This is a genomic window from Chitinophaga sp. 22308 (assembly GCF_052045305.1).
GTDB classification, from domain to species: domain Bacteria; phylum Bacteroidota; class Bacteroidia; order Chitinophagales; family Chitinophagaceae; genus Chitinophaga; species Chitinophaga varians_A.
The window spans coordinates 479838-500300 of the sequence record NZ_JBQEOP010000001.1; the positions used below are offsets into that span (position 1 = coordinate 479838).

Here is a 20463-nt window from a genome sequence, read left to right on the forward strand (position 1 = left end):
TAATAGTCAGATGATCAGAAATCGATGCCTAAATGGAAGCTGGCCCTTTTGTTGGAGGGGAAAGGCATTACGTCCACACCGGTAGACAAACCGTTGCTGCCGCGGCTCTGCGCAGTGGTAATGGTGTTACTGCCGAAGTTGGAAACTTCCGGATCATACCCCACATATTTTGTCCAGGTGAAAAAGTTATTGGCGGAAATGCCCAGCCGGATACCTTTAATGGTTTTGGTATTTTTCAGCGGAACATTGTAATAAAGGCCGATCTCACGGATACGCACATAGGAAGCGTCCTGCACATATACGCCGGCACCGGCCCCTGGCCTGTATGCACCGGCTTTCACGCCGTTGATCAGATCATCATAGTCGGGAGAAGTGGCGCCGCCATCATTGAGCAACTGGCTCAGGTTGATGTTGTCGCCGCCTTTTTTCCAGTGAATGAGGAAACGGAGGGAGAAGTCCTTCAGGAAAGTAAGGTCATTGTAAAAACTCATCTGGAATTTCGGTTCTGAATTACCAATCAGCACCAGCTGTTTGTTCACAATACCTTTGATCTGGGTCACCGGTTGCCCTTCTTCCAGGTAGAAAGTGCCCAGTGATGCGCCAAACGCGCCGATAGCATAAGGCGGAATAATCAGCTTGGTCATCTTGGAGCGGTTTCTCCACCAGTTGATGTTAGACGTCCATTTGAAGTTTTTGGTATTGACAGGGATAACGGTCAGACCCAGTTCCACACCGTTGTTGGTAAGGTCACCACTGTTCTTCCATTCTGTTGCGTAACCGGTGGAAGAGGGGATGGCATGTCTTAACAATACGTCGTAGATGCGTTTGTTATAGTAAGTGGCTTCGAGTGACACACGGCCATTGAACAGGCTGAAGTCGATACCGGTTTCCAGTTCGGACTGTCTTTCCGGTTTGATGTTGGGATTGCCCAGCAGGTTATCTACCAGTACGCCGGGGAAACCGCCGATGTTGCTGCCCAGCATGCCGGTGAACTTACTGCCGTAAGGCGGTACGTTGCCGGACTGGCCGTAGGCGATACGCACTTTCAGGTTGTCTACTTTGTCCACATGCCAGAAAGGCATTTTGGAGATGTTCCAGGAGAAGGCGCCTTTGGGGAAGACGTAGTATTTGAGATAGTCCCCGTTGTTGGTGGACCGGTCAAAACGTACGCCTGCACTGAGCGTGAAGGCGTCCATCAGGGAGAGGTCTTCCTGGATGAACATACCGTTGTCACGGTATTTCTGCCGGAACTGACGGGTGCTGGTGTTACCACTGGCATCGAGGTTGGTTTGACCAGATACCAGGTTGGTGGCCACGGTCACGATATTGTCCATATAGCCGGTTTCCAGTGTGGCGCCGGCGGTGCTGGTGAGACTGAGTTTTTCGTGTGGTGTCCAGGTATTGGCAATGAAGCCCAGGAGGTTGGTGTTGAGGTTATTGGTATTTCCCTGGATGGAATGGCCTTGCTGGGCCTTTTCTTCAAACTGAAGATCGCGGGGGAATACAGCGATGGTTTTCAGGTTGAAGTAGTCCACGCCCGCTCTCACAGCTACTTTCGTGGAGGAGTGGTTGCTTTGCTGGATGCGGTATTCAATATTGCCGCCGCCTACAAAACGGTTTACGCCTTCGTTGTTGATCATTTTGTCGCGCGTTTCTATCGGGTTGGAAGCGGCGAAGGCATTACGGGGATATTCACCGAGAGAGTTGGGATGCAGCTCCACAAATCCGGGCGTGGTGGAAAGGGCTACGCCAAGTGATACGCCGTTGTTGTCGTTGTTGGTGACGCCTCTGTCAGAAGAAGAGTTGATAAAATTGGTAGTAACGCCAACGGATAAACGATCATTTATTTTATGATTGACGTTCAGACGGAATGAATTGTTGAAGTAGCCGGTATGTTTAACGATGCCGTTTTCCTGTCTGCGGTTGCCGGCCATATAAAACGTGGTTTTTTCAGAACCGCCGCTCATGGAAACGCCGGTATTGAGAATGAGGCCGGTTTCACCAAACAGTTCTTTTTCATAATCATAGATTTTACCGGCAGCCTGGGCGGCTTCAAACTGGGCTTTCATGGCTGCGCGGGCGGCGATCACATCAGGGTCGGTGCTGGTGGCGCTACCTCCCAGATCGGCGGCTGTTTCGGCGGTAAATTTCCGCACGCCCACCAGGTGGCGTACTTTCGCAAAGCCCACTTCCTGGTTGAGGGTGACCTGCGTTTTACCGGACTTGCCTTTTTTAGTGGTGATAATGATAACGCCTGCCGCTGCTTTGGCACCGTACATGGCGGCGGCGGAAGCGCCTTTGAGCACTTCTATGTTCTCAATGTCTTCCGGGTTGAGGTCAGCAATACGGCTGGAAGGGTTGTCCTGGTTGTTGGGGTTGCCGGAGGTGGCGGCGCCGGTGACATCGTTCAGGCCGGCAGGGATACTGCTGTTATTGAAGAAGACGCCATCCACTACATACAGCGGCTGGGAGTTGCCGAAGACAGAGGTGATGCCGCGCAGCTTCACGGAGATGCCGCCGCCGGGGGCGCCGGAGTTGGCGGTGATCAATGCGCCGGGCACCTTGCCGCTGAGGGCGGCGTCGAAGGTTTGTGCCGGTGCCACGCCGTTCAGTTCCTTGCCCGAAATGGTGGCTACGGCATTGGCCAGGTTGCTGCGTTTGATATTGGTGGCCAGGCCGGTCACCACGATCTCATCGAGACGGGCAAGGTCTTCTTCCAGTGAGACGTTCAGCGTGGTGGCGCCGGGAGGGATAGATACGGTCTGTGTTTTGTAGCCGGTATAACTGATGATCAGCTTAGACACGGAGGCCGGTACACTGATCGTGTATTTACCGTCTATGTCCGTCATGGTTCCCTTGTTGGTGTTTGGCACGCGCACAGTGGCGCCGGGGATAGCGTTGCCATGGGCGGCATCCTTGATCCTGCCCGAAATGTTTTGTTGCGCAAATAAGGCAAGTGTACTGCATAAGCACAGCATTACCAGCATACTGGATTTTGGTAGAAGCATAGCACGAAAATTGGTTTAGATTAAAATGAAAGTGGCGTAATCACGATAGCGTAACTAAGATTTTGGTGAACGGGGAAATATGGCGTTTGAGTTCAAGTTCGATTTTGGTTGAATCCATCTTATCTTCTGCTACCGGCAATGGCGAATATCAGGCTTTTCAAATCGTGGGCACACCTTCCGATAGTGGTCTTCGTAGTCGTCTGTTAAGCTGTTGTTGTAACTTTTGGCTATTTTGAATGTCAGTTTACGAAAAATCAGGCTGACTTTCACTTTTTTTGTTTGACTTATTTAGGTTATATTTTTCTCGTAACTTGCCGCCTGATTATGGAACAATATCTCACTTTATTACAACATATTATCAAGGAAGGCGCTGTTAAAACTGACCGCACCGGTACCGGTACCACCAGCTGTTTTGGTTATCAGATGAGGTTCGACCTTAGCAAAGGCTTTCCATTGGTGACAACTAAGAAATTACACCTGAAGTCCATTATATATGAACTGCTGTGGTTCCTGAAAGGCGATACCAATATCGCCTGGCTGAAAGAACACGGCGTCAGCATATGGGATGAATGGGCAGACGCAAACGGCGACCTGGGCCCGGTATACGGTAAACAGTGGCGTAGCTGGGAAACCACTTCCGGTGAAACGATCGATCAGATCACCATCGCGGTGGAAACGATCAAAAAGAACCCGGACTCCCGCCGCATTATTGTGAATGCCTGGAATGTGGGCGACCTCAATAAGATGGCGCTCAGCCCCTGCCACTGCCTGTTCCAGTTTTATGTGACACCTCCCGACGCTTCCAAAGGCGAAACCAGGGGCAAACTCAGCTGCCAGCTCTATCAGCGCAGCGCAGACGTATTCCTGGGCGTGCCCTTTAATATTGCCTCCTATGCGCTGCTCACCATGATGATGGCGCAGGTGTGCGACCTTGAAGCGGGCGACTTCATCCATACTTTCGGTGATGTGCACCTGTACAGCAACCATATGGAACAAGCGCAGCTGCAGCTGACCAGAACACCTTTCCCGCTGCCGGTCATGAAAATCAACCCGGAGGTGAAAGACCTGTTCGCATTTAAGTATGAGGACTTCGAGCTGGTGGATTATCAATTCCATCCTGCTATTAAAGCACCCGTAGCCATCTGATATGAGGGTATCTATTATAGTGGCCGCATCAGAAAACAATGTGATCGGCATCAACAATCAACTGCCCTGGCGCTTGTCTACCGACCTGAAGTACTTTAAAAGCACTACGCTGGGCAAACCCATTGTCATGGGAAGAAAAACGTTTGAGTCGCTTGGAAAGCCACTGCCGGGAAGACCTAACATTGTCATCACGCGGCAGACGGATTTTCGGCCGGAAGGTGTGTATGTGGAGGCTTCCATCGATGAGGCCATTGCCAAAGCAAAAACATTCGAAGGCGAGGAGCTGTTTATCACTGGCGGTTCCCAGATATTTGAACAGGCCTGGCACCTGGTAGAGCGCATCTACCTCACACGGGTATACGCAGTAGTGCCCGGAGACGCCTTTTTCCCGGCCATCCATGGCAGCGAATGGACGCTCGTACGCGATGAACGTCACGAAGCAGACGAGAAAAACGACCATGCCTTCTCTTTCCAGGTATGGGAACGCAATCAGTAAAATTTATTTGAAAATAACGGTACCGAGGCCCTGGGTAAGCTCCTTTTCCAGGGCCTTCAGGTGTACCTGCATCTCCAGGCAGCGCATCACCTGGTCCATTTCGGTGGCTTTCTCCGCTTCCTCCTGGTTTTCGGTGATCAGCTTTTTGATCTTCCGGAGAATAAGATAATTGGTGGTGGATATCGTGTCTTTCAGATAGGCATTATCTCCATAAACAGTATCGATCTCGAAACGCTCCTTCCAGTTAACGCTCAGTTCCGCTTCCTTGTCTTCCAGTATCAGCGCAATAAACTTGCTCACATCCGGGTCCTGGTGGTACAGGAACCATTTTTTGTCGGGCAGGCTGCCTTCGTCGTACAGCTGTTTGTATTCCCGCAGGATACGTTTCACCATCTCACTGTCTGCCAGCGATTCAAAATCATAGGGGAGATGGAAAATATAGTCGGCTACGGTATTGTTTTCTTCCTCGCTAAATGGTTTATCGCCAAAACGCAGCAATATTTTCACCAGTTCCTTCTCCTGCTTTTCATCCTTGTTGAGCAGCGAGGAAATGGAAACGCCGGTTTCGGCGGCCTCCATGGCGGCAATGGCTTCTTCGCTCAGGGCGTCGTCCTGCTCTGCCGGCGATGGCGCATTGCGGGCAATGGCCTGCTCCCGTTTGACCAGCCTTTCCCGGATGAATTTATTCACCAGCGCTATAAGCCCCTGTTCATCGATTTTGAGCAGCTGGCTGCACTGCCGGATATAGTCCTGCTGACGGGTGAAGTCTTCAGCCTTGTCGATCTTGGAAATGGTTTCTGCGATCTCGTTGACCAGCTGCGATTTCTTTGTACTGTCGTTACCGGCTTCCTGCATGCTTAACTGCAGTTTGAACAGCACAAAGTCCTGCTTGTGTTCTTCGATGAACGTGCGGAAAGCGGCGGCGCCAATGCGCTGCACATAACTGTCCGGGTCTTCTTTGTCGGGCAGCAGTACCAGCTTTACGTTGAGGCTTTCTTCCACGGCCATGTCGAGGCCGCGCAGGGCTGCCTTGATACCGGCGCTGTCACCATCGTAGATGATGGTGAGGTTGTTGGTGTATTTTTTAATGAGCCGGAGCTGGTCTTGTGTAAGAGAGGTGCCACTGGAGGCGACCACGTTCTCCACGCCTGCCTGGTGCAGGGATATCACGTCGGTATATCCTTCTACCAGCAGGCATTCATTGAGTTTATCAATGGCATGCCGCGCAAAATAGGTACCATACAGTACCCGGCTCTTCACATAAATCTCGTTCTCGGGGGAGTTGATGTACTTGGGCGCCCGGTCTGATTTGACGAGGATACGCGCACCGAAGCCGAGGATCTTGCCCGACTGGTTATGTATCGGGAAGATGACCCTGCCGCGGTAGTTGTCGGCCGGTTGCTCGTTACGGATGGTCACCAGCCCCGTTTTCTGGAGATACTCGAGGTTGTAGCCTTTGGACAGTGCTGTCTGAGCAAAGGTGTCCCGCTGGTTAAGGCAGTAGCCCAGCTGGAATTTACGGACGGTCTCTTCGGTGAAGCCACGTTCTTCAAAGTAACTTAACCCTACGTTCTGTCCTTCGTCCGTATTAAAAAGCGTGTCGGTGAAATACTCCCGGGCGAAACTGTTGATAATAAACAGGCTGTCAGACATCAGCTGATGCTGCCGCAGCTCGGGGCTTACCTCTGTTTCTTCGATCTCTACCTGGTACTTCTGTGCCAGCCATTTGATGGCTTCCACATAGGAGTACTTCTCATGCTCCATGACAAAGCTGATAGCGTTGCCGCTTTTGCCACAGCCGAAGCATTTATAGATCTCTTTGCTGGGTGATACGGTGAAAGAAGGGGATTTCTCGTTGTGAAACGGACAAAGGCCCATGTAGTTGGCGCCCCGCTTTTTCAGTTTCACAAAAGAACCCACAATCTCCACAATGTCAATGCGGCCAAGGATCTGTTGTATGGATTGTTGAGATATCACGGTTTGATCAATGCAACTGCAAACATACGGTAATTTCTCCGGAGCGGAAATATGCCAACTTATCAGATAGTAATAAAAGATAAATATTGTTTAAAATATATATAATTTTATACGATTTTTTGTTTACCTATACCGGTCCCTATATGAATAGATTTTTACTATTGTTTGTTTTATTGTTTGGGTTGATCCCTTGGCATGCTTCGGCAGCAACGCCCAAAACACCTGGCCCCATGATCGTTCTCAACTGGTCCCGCACCATGGATTGTTTGAACAATAAGGCTACCTTTCAGTTTTATGTTCCGTATGCTTACAGCGAGGTAGACAGTTGCGCCATAGACCTCAATGATGGTCTGGGCAGGCAAGGCTACAAGGCTGACTGGAGGTATAACGGCTGGTATGCCACTGCCGGAACTAAAGTCATCCGGATTTGGATTAAGAAAAAAAATGGGCAGCTGGATTCACTATACACCCCGATTAACATTGTGGATACCAGGGTGCTGTTTGGATTCAAATCAACGGAACTGCTGGTGTCCAGGTATCCCCATTGGGAATGTGCTCCCAAAATTGGAAATACAGTGGTCAGCCAGCACTGGGTTTTCGAAGAAAAACAATACGATGTGGAATGTCTTCAGGTGACCCGCCCTGGCATGTACATTCTGGAAACGACTTCGGCCAACTGTGACCGGTATGTCCGGGACACGGTCTATATTAAAACAAACGTTGCGAATGATTACCTGAAGGCTTCTTTTGACGCAGAGATGGTAGGTTGTGGGGTGATAAAATTCCATAACACTTCTGAGACGCCAACAGGCATCGCCAGCAGTCAATGGATATTTCCTGATGGTACTACCTCAAAAGGCCTTATCGACGCTCAATACAATATCAATTGGGGAGCAGGAGATTCCATCAAATTGATCGTGACTAGTATTAGTGGTAAAAAAGACTCAGTAATACGGGCTATGAGGGCTATCCCAGTGAGAGCTGAAGATGTAAATCTGGGCAAGGATACCGTTTTGTTCGGTGGGGATACGCTTCGGTTTGCCTACAGCCCCGAACGCCGTCCCTGGAAGGATTCTGTTATTGAGGCAAATTTGATTGAATGGTCTACCGGCGCAAAAACACCCTATATTACTATTAATAATGCGGGGACATATTGGGTGAGGGTCACCCCCTGTCCGCAAAAGCCTCAGGAAGTATATACTGATACACTGATCGTGAATACACCATCAAGGCGTGTACAAATGCAAAGGGGACAGGACAGCATGACATATACCTTCACTGGCAGTACCAATTATTTTGTTAACCAGTACCACTGGGATTTTGGCGATGGAACTATTGTCACTGGTAACTCCATTACACATACCTATGGCCAAAACGGCATTTATAAGGTGAAAATGTATATGGAAAGAGGCGGCATACTTCGCGATTCCGTGGTACTTCCCCTTGTAATTGGTCCCCGGCTAAAAGCCGGGTTTACCTATCAACGGGAAGGAGAGCGTACGATCCGTTATATGGCCACATCAACAGGGTATCCCGGCAACAAACTGCGGCATTTGTGGTTTTTCGGCGACGGGACTAACGGAATCGGTGACACGATAAGGCATACTTACAGCGCTCCGGGTAACTACCGTGTAAGTATGAATGCCAGCGATTCTGTCACAACGGAAATGTCATCTGCGTTCAGGCAGATAACCATATGGCCATCGCTGGACCTGGGAAAAGACACTGTTTTCCGGGGTGCGCCCATCTCTTTAAAAATTAACGCACCCTTCTACGGAGACAGCAGCATACGCTGTGTTTGGCAACCTGGAAATATCTCCGGGCACAGCCTGACAGTGACGGCCCTGGGCACTTATGTGGCCACAGTCTCCGCTGCCGATGGATTTACAGCAACAGATACCATACAGGTGTTGAATAGCCCCCGACCCTTCATCGATGTATTTGACAATGTCCGGGATAAAGACGGCAAACTGACAATGATATTCATGGCCGGCTCGTTTGATCCCTATCCCGGTACTCCCTACTGGCACTTTGGAGATGCTTCTCCTGTGGATACCGGCATGATGGTCAATCATACCTACAGCCAGCCAGGTTACTATGATGTGAAGATGTGGAGAAACCTTTACCCGATGGATACTACCCGCAAAACGGTATACATAGCTCCGCCGATAAAAGTAAATCTCGGACCAGATAAAGTAATGCCTGACACCTTGTCCATTCTTTTGAATGCAGCTGCAGCATTGGATTCTTTCTATCGCTCAAACATACAGTACGTTAGTCTGTTATGGTCCACCGGAAGTACTTCCGACCTGCTTCGTATAACGTCGCCCGGTATATATACACTCACAGCAAAAGCTTATGGAATTGTATCGACAGATACTATCGTGATAATGCCACCTGCCGGCGTTAACCCTACCATGAGCTATGCTGCCAAAGATGGCAATGCATCAAAGATCTACTTTGAAAATACTTCGCAGATACCAAATATTTCCACCATTAGCTGGTCCTTTGGTGACGGTTCTCCAGACGTGAGCGGGCCGGCTGTATCACACATCTTCTCTCAGCCCGGAACATATGATGTTAAGCTGCAGGTCAGTGCCTCTACCGGTTACGTATATACGGTAACGGAAAAAGTGAAGGTATGGCCTGCGCTCAACCTGGGCCCTGATACCTCCTACCATGGCACACCAATACGATTGAAAGTAAACGAGCCTTATTTTTCTGATTCTGCTGTTGCCTGCATATGGTACCCGGGCGCAGTAAGCGGCAAGTACATGATCGTTAATCAGCCTGGTACTTACTATGTAAAAGTGACTGCCCCGCATTATGCTGGTGTCGACACCGTCAAAGTGTCGCAAGGCGTCTTGCCCGTACCCAGAGCTGGGTTTAGTTATCAACGTGCCAATGATGGTCTGTACACCATGAATTTCACCAATACCTCCGTTGTTAAAACCGGCAATGCCAGCGCTTCCTGGAGCTTCGGCGACGGAACTTCGGCTGTCAGCTGGAATACAGCACACACCTACGCTGCGCCCGGCAGTTACCTGGTGAAGCTGCTGGTGACAGACAGCCTGGGCATCAGGGATTCTGTAATTAATACTGCCTATATCCGTCCACGTATCAGCATCAACCTTGGTCCTGACACCGTGCTGCGCGACGGCCAGCCGATTCTGCTGGAAGGCTACGATGCCATCGGCGGGGCGATGAATGACATTTATTGGTTATGGTCCACCGGCGATACTACGCACCGGCTGCAGATCAATACGCCGGGCACTTACTGGCTGCGTGCTACTATGTATGGTCAGACTGTTGCAGATACAATTGTGGTAACGCTTCCGCACGTAGGGCCGACAGCGGGTTTTGAGGCCAAACGTGCGAACGATGGTTTATATACCATGAACTTCACCAATACGTCTATCGTTAAAACCAGCAATGCCAGCGCTTCCTGGAGCTTCGGCGACGGAACTTCGGCTGTCAGCTGGAATACAGCACACACTTACGCTGCGCCGGGCAGTTACCTGGTGAAGCTGCTGGTGACAGACAGCCTGGGCATCAGGGATTCTGCGATTAATACGATCTATATCCGCCCACGTATCAGTATCAACCTTGGCCCTGACACCGTGCTGCGCAACGGCCAGCCGATTCTGCTGGAAGGCTACGATGCTATCGGCGGGGCGATGAATGACATTTATTGGTTATGGTCCACTGGCGACACGACGCACCGGCTACAGATCAATACGCCGGGCACTTACTGGCTGCGCGCTACCATGTACGGCTATACGGTTTCCGATACGGTTGTAGTGAAACTGCCTGCGGCCTTACCGCCGGTAGTGGACAGCAATGCTGCCGTGGTGCAGGTGAAAGACAGTGTGCCGGTGACAGTAACATTCCCGGTGGCACGTAATGCAGATAACGTATATACCATACAGTTAGCCAATGCCGACAACGGCCCTGTGCCCGGAGCAAGGGCAGGAGCGCCGGTCGTGACGGATATCGTCAGCTTCCCGTCGACCAGTTCGCGGGTGTCTGCCAATGTTAAACTGCCGGACAATTTGCCTTGCGGAAAACAATACCGCATCAGGGTGGTGTCCAGCAGCCCGGCAGAAAGCAGCGCCTGGTCACAGCCTTTTGAAGTGAGAAATATGCCGGCGATACCATTGATAGCGCAACGTGGCGATACGCTGGAATCATCTGCGGCAGGCGCTTATCAGTGGTACAGGAACGGTCTTCCGGTGCAGGGCGCTACCAGCAGGGCCATAAGGGCCAAAGCAGATGGCAGCTATCAGGTACAGGTAAGCGCCGGTGGCGATTGCAATGCAATCTCTGCGCCGCTGGCCATGGTGATCACCGGCCTGGAGGAAACCAGACTGACAGCCAGCGTGCTGACGGCCTATCCCAACCCTTCTTCCGGCGCGGTATACCTGCAACTGGAGAAACAGCCTGCGCAGCCATTATTGATCCATGTGTACAACACTTCCGGCAGGATCGTTCACAGCCTGCTGATGAAAGACAAACAGACAGTGATGGACCTGGGCCATATGCCGAAAGGGTTGTATTATGTGCAGGTGAGCGGCAGGGAAAAACAAAAGCCGGTGCTGATAAGTATTCAATAAAATCAATAAAAACAGGCATTTAAAGCAGGCGGATAACGAATCCCGGGCGATACATTAAACAGCTTTCAGTATTTGCTGTTTTTCGCTCAAAATTCGTTATTCGCCTGTTGTTTTTTCCAAATCAGCTTTCCTTATATTTGGTAGATTATCCAAACAAGCCAAACAATCTTAATAAACAGATGAAAGAAGTTTTTATAGTAGCCGCGGTCCGTACACCTATTGGTGGTTTCAACGGTACACTGGCCGGCGTTTCGGCCGTAAAGCTGGGTTCTGCCGTTATTAAAGCTGCATTGGAGCGGGCAGGAGTAGATGCCGCTAAAGTGAATGAAGTATATATGGGCAACGTGATCAGTGCGAACCTGGGGCAGGCACCTGCCACACAGGCCAGCCTAGGCGCAGGTTTGCCTAATACAGTGCCCTGCACCGGTGTCAACAAGGTATGTGCTTCCGGTATGAAAGCCATTATGCTGGGCGCGCAGAGCATCCTGCTGGGTGATAACGATATTGTAGTGGCCGGCGGTATGGAGAATATGAGCGGCGTACCATATTACCTGGATAAAGCCCGTACCGGTTATAAACTGGGCCACGGCACGGTGACAGACGGCATCATCCGCGACGGCCTCTGGGACCCCTACAAAGATTTTCACATGGGCAACGCTGCCGAACTTTGCGCAGCAGAATATAAGATTACCCGGGAAGACCAGGACGCTTACGCCATCGAAAGCTATCGCCGTGCTGCTGTTGCCTGGGAAAAAGGCTACTTCAAAAAAGAAGTGGTGCCGGTGGAAATACCCGGTAAAACAGTGGTGACAGTGTCCGAAGACGAGGACTATAAAAAGGTAATCCTGGAAAAAGTGCCTACACTGAAACCCACTTTCCAGAAAGATGGTACCATCACCGCTGCCAACGCGTCCAACATTAATGATGGCGCTGCTGCCGTGGTACTGGTAAGCGGAGAAAAACTGAAGGAGCTGGGCCTGAAGCCGCTGGCTAAAATTATCAGCTTTGCCGATGCCAACCAGGCGCCGGAATGGTTTACCACCACCCCGGTGAAAGCGGCGGAAAAAGCGCTGGCCAAGGCCAACCTGAAAATCACTGACATGGATTTCGCGGAGGTGAACGAAGCCTTCTCCTGCGTGCCTATTGCCAATGCGAGAGACCTGAACATGCCGCTGGACAAAGTGAATGTATGGGGCGGGGCAGTAGCTATGGGACACCCGATCGGTTGCAGTGGCGCCAGAATAGTGGTGACCCTCAATTCCATCCTGCATGAAAACAACGCCCGCTATGGCCTGGCTGCCATCTGTAACGGTGGTGGCGGCGCCAGCGCGATGATCATAGAAAAAGCATAATTTGATTTACGATTTTTTGATTTTGGGATTTTGCGAACATCTCCCGAAATCCCAAAATCAAAAAATCGTAAATCAAAAATTTATTCCAGCGCCAGCAGCGTGTCTTTTCGCATCTTCCCATAGCCCCATTGCACCAATACGCTGTCCTCTCCCTTTTTCTTTAACCGCAGGTTGCTTACGGCCTGACGGGATTTAATCACATCAGGTGTAATTTCTTCAAACAGCCAGTATTTGTCTGTGACCATGCTGTAGGCAGGCGTTACCGACAGAATGCCGCTGGTTTTGCTCTGCAGGGCGTGGTCATCATCGATGGTGTACCGGCGAAAGTCGCTGTCAGACAACAAGGTGAGCGTTACCACCAGTGTCAGGATACGCAGCGGCGGGATAACGAGGCCCAGCAACAATACAAACGGGAAGCTAAAGAGCACTGTCAGATAGGCGTGCCTGGCATCGGTACCGGGCTTGCTCAGTCCATACAGGACCATGCCGCTGCCGGCATAAAGCGTAAAGAAGATGCGCTCCGTTTGGGTGCCTTTAAATCCATATCCGTTGATCATCAGCAACAGGCAGATCACCGAAAAGAACAGGAATATGATATGGGCATACCAGGTGAGTGCCAATGCTACCGGTGATTTTACCTTCTTGATTTTGCAGGATATCGCGGTGAGAAAACTGATCGTGAGAATGGTCAGCGTAACCATAGGATAAGGTATATGTTTTAATATTTTAATGTTTAAACGGGATGGAAATAACCGGTAACCGGCTTTAATTAAATAAATATAAATTTAAATATAAAATTAATTAAATGTTTAAATAATCAAATAGTTAAATATTTATGGGCTGGCTGTCATATTAATTATTAATCCTTTGCTTTTTCACCAACAAACAATATTTTTGCCCTGCCTTACGACAATCAGGCACTTAAACTTTCAAACTTTATTAAGAATAGCATGCGTCAGATAGCTTTCAGACAAGCCTTAAGAGAAGCCCTGCAGGAGGAATTTCGCCGTGATGAACGGGTATTACTGATGGGGGAGGAAGTAGCCGAATACAATGGTGCTTATAAAGTGAGCCAGGGAATGCTCGATGAGTTTGGTCCAAAACGTGTGATTGACACGCCGATCGCTGAACTTGGATTTGCTGCCATTGGCGTTGGTGCTGCACAGAACGGCCTTCGCCCGGTAGTGGAATTTATGACCTGGAACTTCGCAACACTGGCTTTAGACCAGATCCTGAATACGGCTTCCAAAATGCTCGCCATGAGTGGTGGCCAGGTTGGCTGTCCGATCGTTTTCCGCGGACCTAACGGCTCTGCCGGTCAGCTGGGCGCTCAGCACTCTACAGCTTTTGAAAGCTACTATGCTAACATCCCCGGCCTGAAAGTGATCTCCGTGTCCAATCCATATGACGCGAAAGGTTTGCTCAAAGCGGCTATCCGCGATGACGATCCGGTTGTTTTCATGGAAAGTGAAGTGATGTACGGCGATATGGGCGAAGTACCGGAAGAAGAGTACATCATCCCTATCGGTAAAGCTGACATCAAACGTGCCGGTAAAGACGTGACCATCGTTTCCTTCAATAAAATGATGAAAGTGGCCCTCGGCGCTGCGGAAGAACTGGCGAAAGAAGGCATCGAAGCGGAAGTGATCGACCTGCGTACTATCCGTCCGCTGGACTGGTTCACCATCCTCGAGTCTGTTAAGAAAACCAACCGCCTGGTGATCGTGGAAGAACAATGGCCGTTCTCCAGCGTTTCTTCTGAAATCGCTTACCGCATCCAGAAAGAAGGTTTCGACTACCTGGACGCTCCGATCCGCCGTATCACTGCTCCTGATGCTCCGATGCACTACGCTCCCAACCTGGTGAAGCTGTACATGCCGGATGTTGAACGCACCGTGAAACTGGTGAAAGAAGTAATGTACATGAAGAAATAATTCCCCTTCGGGACATAAAAAAACGGCGAAGATATCCTCTTCGCCGTTTTTGTTTTTATACAGTAGTTCAGGCAAACAAGTCGCTCGACAGGTACCGGTCGCCCCGGTCACAAATAATGCCCACGATCACGCCGCCAGTCAGCTCCCGTGAAAGCCGCAAGGCCGCTGCCATGGCGCCACCGCTGCTCATGCCACAGAAAATGGCTTCTTCCTTTGCCAGTCTTTTGGTCATCTCCCTGGCCTCTTTTTCATCAATCTCCATGGTCACATCTACCCTCGATTTATCAAATATTTTAGGGAGATAGGCCTCGGGCCATTTACGGATACCCGGTATTTTGGAGCCATCGGTAGGCTGACAGCCCACAATCTGCACCGCCGGGTTCTGCTCCTTCAGGTACTTTGATACGCCCATAATGGTGCCTGTGGTGCCCATGGCGCTCACAAAATGGGTGACCTGGCCGGCCGTGTCCCGCCAGATTTCAGGGCCGGTGGTTTTATAGTGCATGCCATAGTTGTCCGGATTGGCAAACTGGTTCAGCATCACATAGCCGCCTTTGGCCACCTGTGCATTGGCATAGTCAATGGAAGTCTCCATAGACTCTTCCAGCACCACTCTGGCGCCATAGGCCTGCATGGTCTGCACCCGCTCCAGCGTGGAGTCGGCCGGCATCACCAAGTCTATCTCGATACCGAACAAATTGGCGATCATCGCCAGCGCTATGCCGGTATTGCCGCTGGTGGCTTCTATCAGCCGGGTGCCCTTGCGTATCTCACCCCTGTCCAGCGCCCCTTTGATCATGCCATAGGCGGCCCGGTCCTTCACACTGCCACCGGGATTGGTGCCTTCCAGTTTAGCATATATTTTAACGTCCGGGTTCTCCGGAATCCGTTGTAATTCCACCATTGGCGTATTGCCAACGAGGTCCAGTATTGTCGCCATAATCGGTAGTTATTCGTGATTGCTCTCCAGGTACTTATGCTCTGCTTTGTAATAGATACGGGAAAAAGGCTCAACGCTCCGTATCAGCCATACGTTGCCGCCTATAACACTGTGATGGCCTATTACCGTGTCGCCGCCCAGGATGGTGGCGCCGGCATAAATCACCACATGCTCTTCGATGGTCGGGTGCCGCTTGCTGCGCGCCATCGTCTTTTCTATGCTCAGGGCCCCCAGCGTTACGCCCTGGTACAGCTTTACATGCTGACCAATAACGGTGGTTTCTCCAATAACAATACCGGTGCCGTGGTCTATGCAAAAGAACGGCGCTATCACCGCTCCCGGATGAATGTCAATACCGGTGCGGGCATGCGCCAGCTCCGTGATCATCCTGGGCAGCAGCGGTATCTTCAGTTCATACAGGGCATGCGCCATACGGTAAGACGCAATGGCATAAAACCCCGGATAGGCACGGATCACTTCATACAGACAGGTCGCTGCCGGATCGCCCTGGAAAATGGCGTTTGCGTCTTTGGTCAGCTCATCATATATCTGTGGCACCCTGCTCATGAAATCCCGGCTGATATGGCCGGCTTCTGCGGGCAACTGATGCTGCATCGGCAGCAGCAATGTCTCCAACTGTTTCTCCAGTTTGCGCCCGTACTCTTTTAATAGTACGGGATCGGCCATCACCTGGCCGGTGTGTTCGGGGAATAACCAATTAATCAGACTATTGGCAAAATCACTTACAACACTTGTGGCGGGATAAGCATTTGCGGCAGCCAATTGGTGTCTCCGCTTCAGTTCTTCCAAAAAATCGCTCATATGCGGAAGGAATTACAGATCTGTATTCGTTTGTATTATAAAATTACACATATTCCCTGTAAAGTTAGTGGACTTTTCATTTGGGAATTTTAACATCGGATCTTTTGATATTTATCTGCCGCGAAGATAGTCATCTGTTAATTTACGTAAATTGAATGCGGTCATTCTTCGGGATAAATTGTCAAATAACTACCTAACAAAGTGGAAAATAGCCAAATCTCCGTTATTTTTGGCGCTGATTACTACCGGGCTATACCGGTATTATAAATCTCAAATTCGCTATGGCTAACATTTTAATTATTGACGACGAAAAAAGCATCCGTAAAACACTCACTGAAATTCTGAGCTATGAAGGGTATAAGGTAGACGAGGCTGCGGACGGCTTGGAAGGATTTAAAATGTTCCAGGCAAAACAATACGATGCCGTATTGTGCGATATCAAAATGCCTAAAATGGATGGCCTGGAATTTCTGGAGAAAGCCCGGGAAATCAACCAGGACGTGCCCATCATCATGGTGTCCGGCCATGGTAATATCGATACTGCCGTTGACGCTGTGAAAAAAGGCGCCTATGACTATATCTCCAAACCACCGGACCTGAACCGCCTGCTGATCACCCTGCGCAATGCCATGGACAAAACCAAGCTGGTGACAGAAACAAAGACCCTGCGCCGCAAGGTCAACAAAGTGCCGGAAATGATCGGTTCTTCTGCGCCCATCCTGAAAATTCGTGAAACGATCGAGAAGGTGGCGCCTACCGATGCCCGTGTACTGATCACCGGTGAAAACGGGGTAGGGAAGGAACTGGTGGCCCGCTGGCTCCACGAGCGCAGCAACCGCGCCGCCGGCCCGATGGTGGAAGTCAACTGTGCGGCCATCCCCAGCGAACTGATAGAAAGCGAACTTTTCGGCCATGAAAAAGGCTCCTTCACCTCCGCTGTTAAACAACGCATTGGTAAATTTGAACAGGCGAGCGGCGGTACCCTTTTCCTCGACGAAATCGGCGATATGAGCCTCAGCGCACAGGCTAAAGTGCTCCGTGCCCTGCAGGAAGGGAAAATCACCCGCGTGGGCGGCGACAAGGAAATCAGCGTGGACGTACGTGTGGTGGCCGCTACCAATAAAGATCTGCTGAAAGAAGTGGAAGACAAAAACTTCCGCCTCGACCTCTACCACCGCCTGAGCGTCATCCTTATTCACGTGGCGTCCCTCAACGACCGCCGCGATGACGTGCCACTGCTGGTCGATAACTTCCTCGATGCTGTATGCTCTGAATACGGCATCGCCCGCAAGGGAATTGACAAGGAAGCCATGAAAGCGTTGCAAAACCACAACTGGTCCGGTAATATCCGCGAACTGCGCAACGTGGTGGAAAGACTGGTGATCCTCTCCGGTAAAACCATCACCACAGAAGATGTGGAAGACTTTGTAGTACCTAACCGCGAAAGAAAAAAAGCAGGTTCCTGAATCTGAAAATAATATGTCCAGACAGCTGTATCTCATCAGTGGCCTCGGGGCTGACGAACGCATCTTCAACAACCTGCGTTTCCCGGCCGGCTATGACATACACCACCTGAAATGGATTGACCCGCTTCCCGATGAGCCCATCAGCAGCTATGCCACCCGTATGGCGGCCGGCATTACCGCTGATGGGCCCATTTCTTTGATGGGCGTGTCTTTTGGCGGTATCATGAGCCTGGAGATAGCCAAGGTGCGGCCCATTGCACAGAACATCCTGGTGTCCAGCATCAAACACACCACTGAAAAGCCGCCATATTACGACTGGGTGCGCAAGCTCCGGCTGCACCAGTTGCCGGACGCCGTCATCTACCGCCAGCGGGGCCTGGTAGTAAAGAAGTTCCTCAATATCGAAAGCAGGGAAGAAGATCAGCTGGTAAAGGAATACCTCAATAAGAGCGATTTCACCTACACCCGGTGGGCCGTGAACACCATCCTGCACTGGAAAAACGATACCGTGCCGCCCAACCTGGTACATATCCATGGGGCCAAAGACATGCCCTTCCCCATCCGTTTTGTAAAGCCTACTCACGTTATTCCCGATGGAGGCCACTTTATGGTGCTCAACCGGGCGGTGGAAGTCAATCGTATCCTAAGCGAAACGCTGCTCAGCTAAGACCAACCGCTTATCAGCCGCCCGCGCCCTCCAGGGATTTTATACTGCTGCTTTAAAACATTATTTTTAATTTTAATAGCTATAGCGGTACTATTTAAGCTATTTTTAAGAAAACTTTTCCATGGGAAAAGCTACTCACTAACAACAGAATATTATATTTGCCTTTTTAAGCATCTAATAAGCGTATCTGAATGAATCTGGCATTTTGGAAAAAAAATAAAGAAGGTCAGCCAAAGAAAAAGAAATCTACGGCGAGAGAATGGTTAGACGCTGGCATCTTTGCTATTATAGCAGCCACGCTTATCCGCACTTTTATTTTTGAGGCCTATACCATTCCTACACCTTCCATGGAAAAGACCTTGCTGGTAAATGACTTCCTCTTCGTCAGCAAGATCAGTTACGGTCCCCGGATTCCCATGACGCCGCTGGCCATGCCTTTTGTGCATCATACCATGCCGTTCACCAAATCCACCAAAGCTTACTCTGAAGCCATTAAATGGAAATACAAACGTCTTCCCGGTTTCTCCGATATCAAAAGGTATGACGTAGTGGTGTTTAACTTCCCAGAAGGAGACACAGTGGCTATCGACGCACCTGATCCAAGTTATTACAACATGGTAAGACAGAACGGTTGGGCGGCAGTCAACAATTCCTATCAGATCATTCATCGCCCGGTAGATAAAAGGGAAAACTATATCAAACGCTGTATGGCGGAAGCCGGCGATACCATCAAAATCGTACACGGCGCCGTATATGTGAATGGCCAGGAGGCACCGGTGCCTCCTGGCAGCCAGCATAAGTACGTGGTGGAAACAACCGGTGATCAGCTCAACGCCAGCCGCCTGGAAGAACTGGGCATTACCGGCCCGGAGTATACGTTCGACAACAACAAGTACGTGTACAACCTCACACCAGACAATGTGGCTGCCCTGAAACAGTTTCCGATCGTTAAAAACATCAGTGTATACGAAGAGTCCAACTATGTTGATTTTAACTACAACATGGTGTTTCCGCACGATACCGCGCACTTCAAATGGACAGAAGAGAACTTCGGGCCGCTGTATATTCCGAAGAAAGGCGCTACCGTTAAACTGGACGACAGCAATATTGCCATATATGACCGCGTGATCCGTGTGTATGAAGGCAATACGCTGGAACGTAAAGATGGCAAATTCATCATTAATGGCCAGCCTGCGGATTCTTACACCTTTAAAATGAACTACTACTGGATGATGGGGGACAACCGCAACAATTCCCTCGATTCCCGCTTCTGGGGCTTTGTTCCGGAAGATCACGTGGTAGGTAAGGCATGGCTGATCTGGATGAGCTATGGCGACAACGGCATCCGCTGGAGCCGCTTGTTCAGGGGTATCAAATAAGCACTGGCTGAAAATATTTTTTAAAGTAAATTACGGACTGGCATATTGCCGGTCCGTAGTTGTCTTTACCCCCTTACAGCCCCCGTTTGCAGGCGTATCCCGGTAAAGGCTATACGTAACAGCTTCACACTTTTTTTATGGAGAAACAATTACAACAATTTGAGTTTTTGGTATATAATGATATTACCGGTCTGGATGATAAGGACGCGTGGTTACTGAAAGAGGCCCGTGATGTGACCCGTCATGCCTATGCACCCTATTCCCATTTCCAGGTGGGTGCGGTGATACGGCTGGTCAATGGCGAAATTGTGGCCGGTTCCAACCAGGAAAATGCCGCTTTCCCCGCCGGCCTGTGTGCGGAAAGAGTGGCTTTGTCTGCCGCCTCTTCGGCCTATCCGGACGTGCCGGTAGATACTATCGCTGTCAGCTATAACAATATGCACGGCGACAGTAACCATCCCATTTCACCCTGTGGCGTTTGCCGGCAAACGCTGGCAGAATATGAACTACGCCAGGAAAGCCCGATACGCCTCATCCTGGGTGGACTGAGCGGCAAGGTGTATGTTATCAGTAATGCCAATGACCTGCTGCCCTTAGGGTTCTCTGCATCCGATATGACTGAAAAATAACTCAACTTATTGAGTATTAAATTATTATCATCTT

At 50.2% G+C, this 20463-nt stretch carries 14 protein-coding genes; 9 read left to right on the forward strand and 5 right to left on the reverse strand.

The window, feature by feature from the left end:
- Nucleotides 1-14: 14 nt before the first annotated feature.
- Nucleotides 15-3008 carry a SusC/RagA family TonB-linked outer membrane protein gene (locus ACTJJS_RS01980; protein ID WP_440662196.1) on the reverse strand — a complete coding sequence of 998 codons (2994 nt, stop codon included), beginning with the start codon at nt 3006-3008 and terminating at the stop codon, nt 15-17.
- A gap of 324 nt (nt 3009-3332) precedes the next feature.
- On the opposite strand from ACTJJS_RS01980, the gene ACTJJS_RS01985 reads away from it, so the two are divergent.
- Together ACTJJS_RS01985 and ACTJJS_RS01990 are read left to right on the forward strand one after the other, a co-directional pair.
- Nucleotides 3333-4154: a thymidylate synthase gene (locus ACTJJS_RS01985; RefSeq protein ID WP_440662197.1), complete on the forward strand. Its 822-nt coding sequence runs from the start codon at nt 3333-3335 to the stop codon at nt 4152-4154.
- A 1-nt stretch (nt 4155) separates the two neighbouring features.
- The gene (locus ACTJJS_RS01990) at nt 4156-4650 is read left to right on the forward strand and encodes a dihydrofolate reductase (RefSeq protein ID WP_168869544.1); all 495 of its coding nucleotides are present in this window, start codon (nt 4156-4158) and stop codon (nt 4648-4650) included.
- Between the two features lie 3 nt (nt 4651-4653).
- Here the strand turns inward: ACTJJS_RS01990 and dnaG are convergent, their stop codons facing one another.
- Entirely contained in the window at nt 4654-6627 is a 1974-nt protein-coding gene (dnaG, locus tag ACTJJS_RS01995) for a DNA primase (protein WP_440662198.1), read from the reverse strand.
- Between the two features lie 143 nt (nt 6628-6770).
- Between dnaG and ACTJJS_RS02000 the strand changes: the two genes are divergently transcribed.
- Both ACTJJS_RS02000 and ACTJJS_RS02005 read left to right on the forward strand, forming a co-directional pair.
- On the forward strand, nt 6771-11240 hold the full coding sequence (locus tag ACTJJS_RS02000) for a PKD domain-containing protein (RefSeq protein WP_440662199.1): 4470 nt from the start codon (nt 6771-6773) through the stop codon (nt 11238-11240).
- A 179-nt stretch (nt 11241-11419) separates the two neighbouring features.
- The gene (locus ACTJJS_RS02005; RefSeq protein WP_168869541.1) at nt 11420-12592 is read left to right on the forward strand and encodes an acetyl-CoA C-acyltransferase; all 1173 of its coding nucleotides are present in this window, start codon (nt 11420-11422) and stop codon (nt 12590-12592) included.
- Nucleotides 12593-12672: 80 nt separating this feature from the next.
- Here the strand turns inward: ACTJJS_RS02005 and ACTJJS_RS02010 are convergent, their stop codons facing one another.
- Complete coding sequence (locus tag ACTJJS_RS02010; RefSeq protein ID WP_440662200.1) at nt 12673-13293, reverse strand: hypothetical protein; 621 nt, start codon at nt 13291-13293, stop codon at nt 12673-12675.
- Between the two features lie 249 nt (nt 13294-13542).
- On the opposite strand from ACTJJS_RS02010, the gene ACTJJS_RS02015 reads away from it, so the two are divergent.
- Nucleotides 13543-14526: a pyruvate dehydrogenase complex E1 component subunit beta gene (locus ACTJJS_RS02015; RefSeq protein WP_078672086.1), complete on the forward strand. Its 984-nt coding sequence runs from the start codon at nt 13543-13545 to the stop codon at nt 14524-14526.
- A gap of 67 nt (nt 14527-14593) precedes the next feature.
- Here the strand turns inward: ACTJJS_RS02015 and cysM are convergent, their stop codons facing one another.
- Nucleotides 14594-15466 (reverse strand): cysteine synthase CysM, encoded by an 873-nt coding sequence (gene cysM, locus ACTJJS_RS02020; RefSeq protein ID WP_168869539.1) that lies wholly within the window; start codon nt 15464-15466, stop codon nt 14594-14596.
- A 9-nt stretch (nt 15467-15475) separates the two neighbouring features.
- Complete coding sequence (locus ACTJJS_RS02025) at nt 15476-16288, reverse strand: serine O-acetyltransferase (protein ID WP_168869538.1); 813 nt, start codon at nt 16286-16288, stop codon at nt 15476-15478.
- 281 nt (nt 16289-16569) lie between these two features.
- Between ACTJJS_RS02025 and ACTJJS_RS02030 the strand changes: the two genes are divergently transcribed.
- From ACTJJS_RS02030 to ACTJJS_RS02045, 4 genes are all read left to right on the forward strand, one after another.
- Complete coding sequence (locus ACTJJS_RS02030) at nt 16570-17754, forward strand: sigma-54-dependent transcriptional regulator (RefSeq protein ID WP_168869537.1); 1185 nt, start codon at nt 16570-16572, stop codon at nt 17752-17754.
- Between the two features lie 13 nt (nt 17755-17767).
- On the forward strand, nt 17768-18421 hold the full coding sequence (locus ACTJJS_RS02035) for an alpha/beta fold hydrolase (RefSeq protein ID WP_440662201.1): 654 nt from the start codon (nt 17768-17770) through the stop codon (nt 18419-18421).
- A 191-nt stretch (nt 18422-18612) separates the two neighbouring features.
- On the forward strand, nt 18613-19800 hold the full coding sequence (lepB, locus tag ACTJJS_RS02040; RefSeq protein ID WP_440662202.1) for a signal peptidase I: 1188 nt from the start codon (nt 18613-18615) through the stop codon (nt 19798-19800).
- Between the two features lie 137 nt (nt 19801-19937).
- Nucleotides 19938-20429 (forward strand): cytidine deaminase, encoded by a 492-nt coding sequence (locus ACTJJS_RS02045; protein ID WP_440662203.1) that lies wholly within the window; start codon nt 19938-19940, stop codon nt 20427-20429.
- Nucleotides 20430-20463 lie beyond the last annotated feature (34 nt).

Bases quoted from the DNA above. Each gene is read 5' to 3' on its own strand.
- ACTJJS_RS01980 (WP_440662196.1), bottom strand. From the start codon at position 3,008: ATGCTTCTACCAAAATCCAGTATGCTGGTAATGCTGTGCTTATGCAGT.
- ACTJJS_RS01985 (WP_440662197.1), top strand. From the start codon at position 3,333: ATGGAACAATATCTCACTTTATTACAACATATTATCAAGGAAGGCGCT.
- ACTJJS_RS01990 (WP_168869544.1), top strand. From the start codon at position 4,156: ATGAGGGTATCTATTATAGTGGCCGCATCAGAAAACAATGTGATCGGC.
- ACTJJS_RS02000 (WP_440662199.1), top strand. From the start codon at position 6,771: ATGAATAGATTTTTACTATTGTTTGTTTTATTGTTTGGGTTGATCCCT.
- ACTJJS_RS02005 (WP_168869541.1), top strand. From the start codon at position 11,420: ATGAAAGAAGTTTTTATAGTAGCCGCGGTCCGTACACCTATTGGTGGT.
- ACTJJS_RS02010 (WP_440662200.1), bottom strand. From the start codon at position 13,293: ATGGTTACGCTGACCATTCTCACGATCAGTTTTCTCACCGCGATATCC.
- ACTJJS_RS02015 (WP_078672086.1), top strand. From the start codon at position 13,543: ATGCGTCAGATAGCTTTCAGACAAGCCTTAAGAGAAGCCCTGCAGGAG.
- cysM (WP_168869539.1), bottom strand. From the start codon at position 15,466: ATGGCGACAATACTGGACCTCGTTGGCAATACGCCAATGGTGGAATTA.
- ACTJJS_RS02025 (WP_168869538.1), bottom strand. From the start codon at position 16,288: ATGAGCGATTTTTTGGAAGAACTGAAGCGGAGACACCAATTGGCTGCC.
- ACTJJS_RS02030 (WP_168869537.1), top strand. From the start codon at position 16,570: ATGGCTAACATTTTAATTATTGACGACGAAAAAAGCATCCGTAAAACA.
- ACTJJS_RS02035 (WP_440662201.1), top strand. From the start codon at position 17,768: ATGTCCAGACAGCTGTATCTCATCAGTGGCCTCGGGGCTGACGAACGC.
- lepB (WP_440662202.1), top strand. From the start codon at position 18,613: ATGAATCTGGCATTTTGGAAAAAAAATAAAGAAGGTCAGCCAAAGAAA.
- ACTJJS_RS02045 (WP_440662203.1), top strand. From the start codon at position 19,938: ATGGAGAAACAATTACAACAATTTGAGTTTTTGGTATATAATGATATT.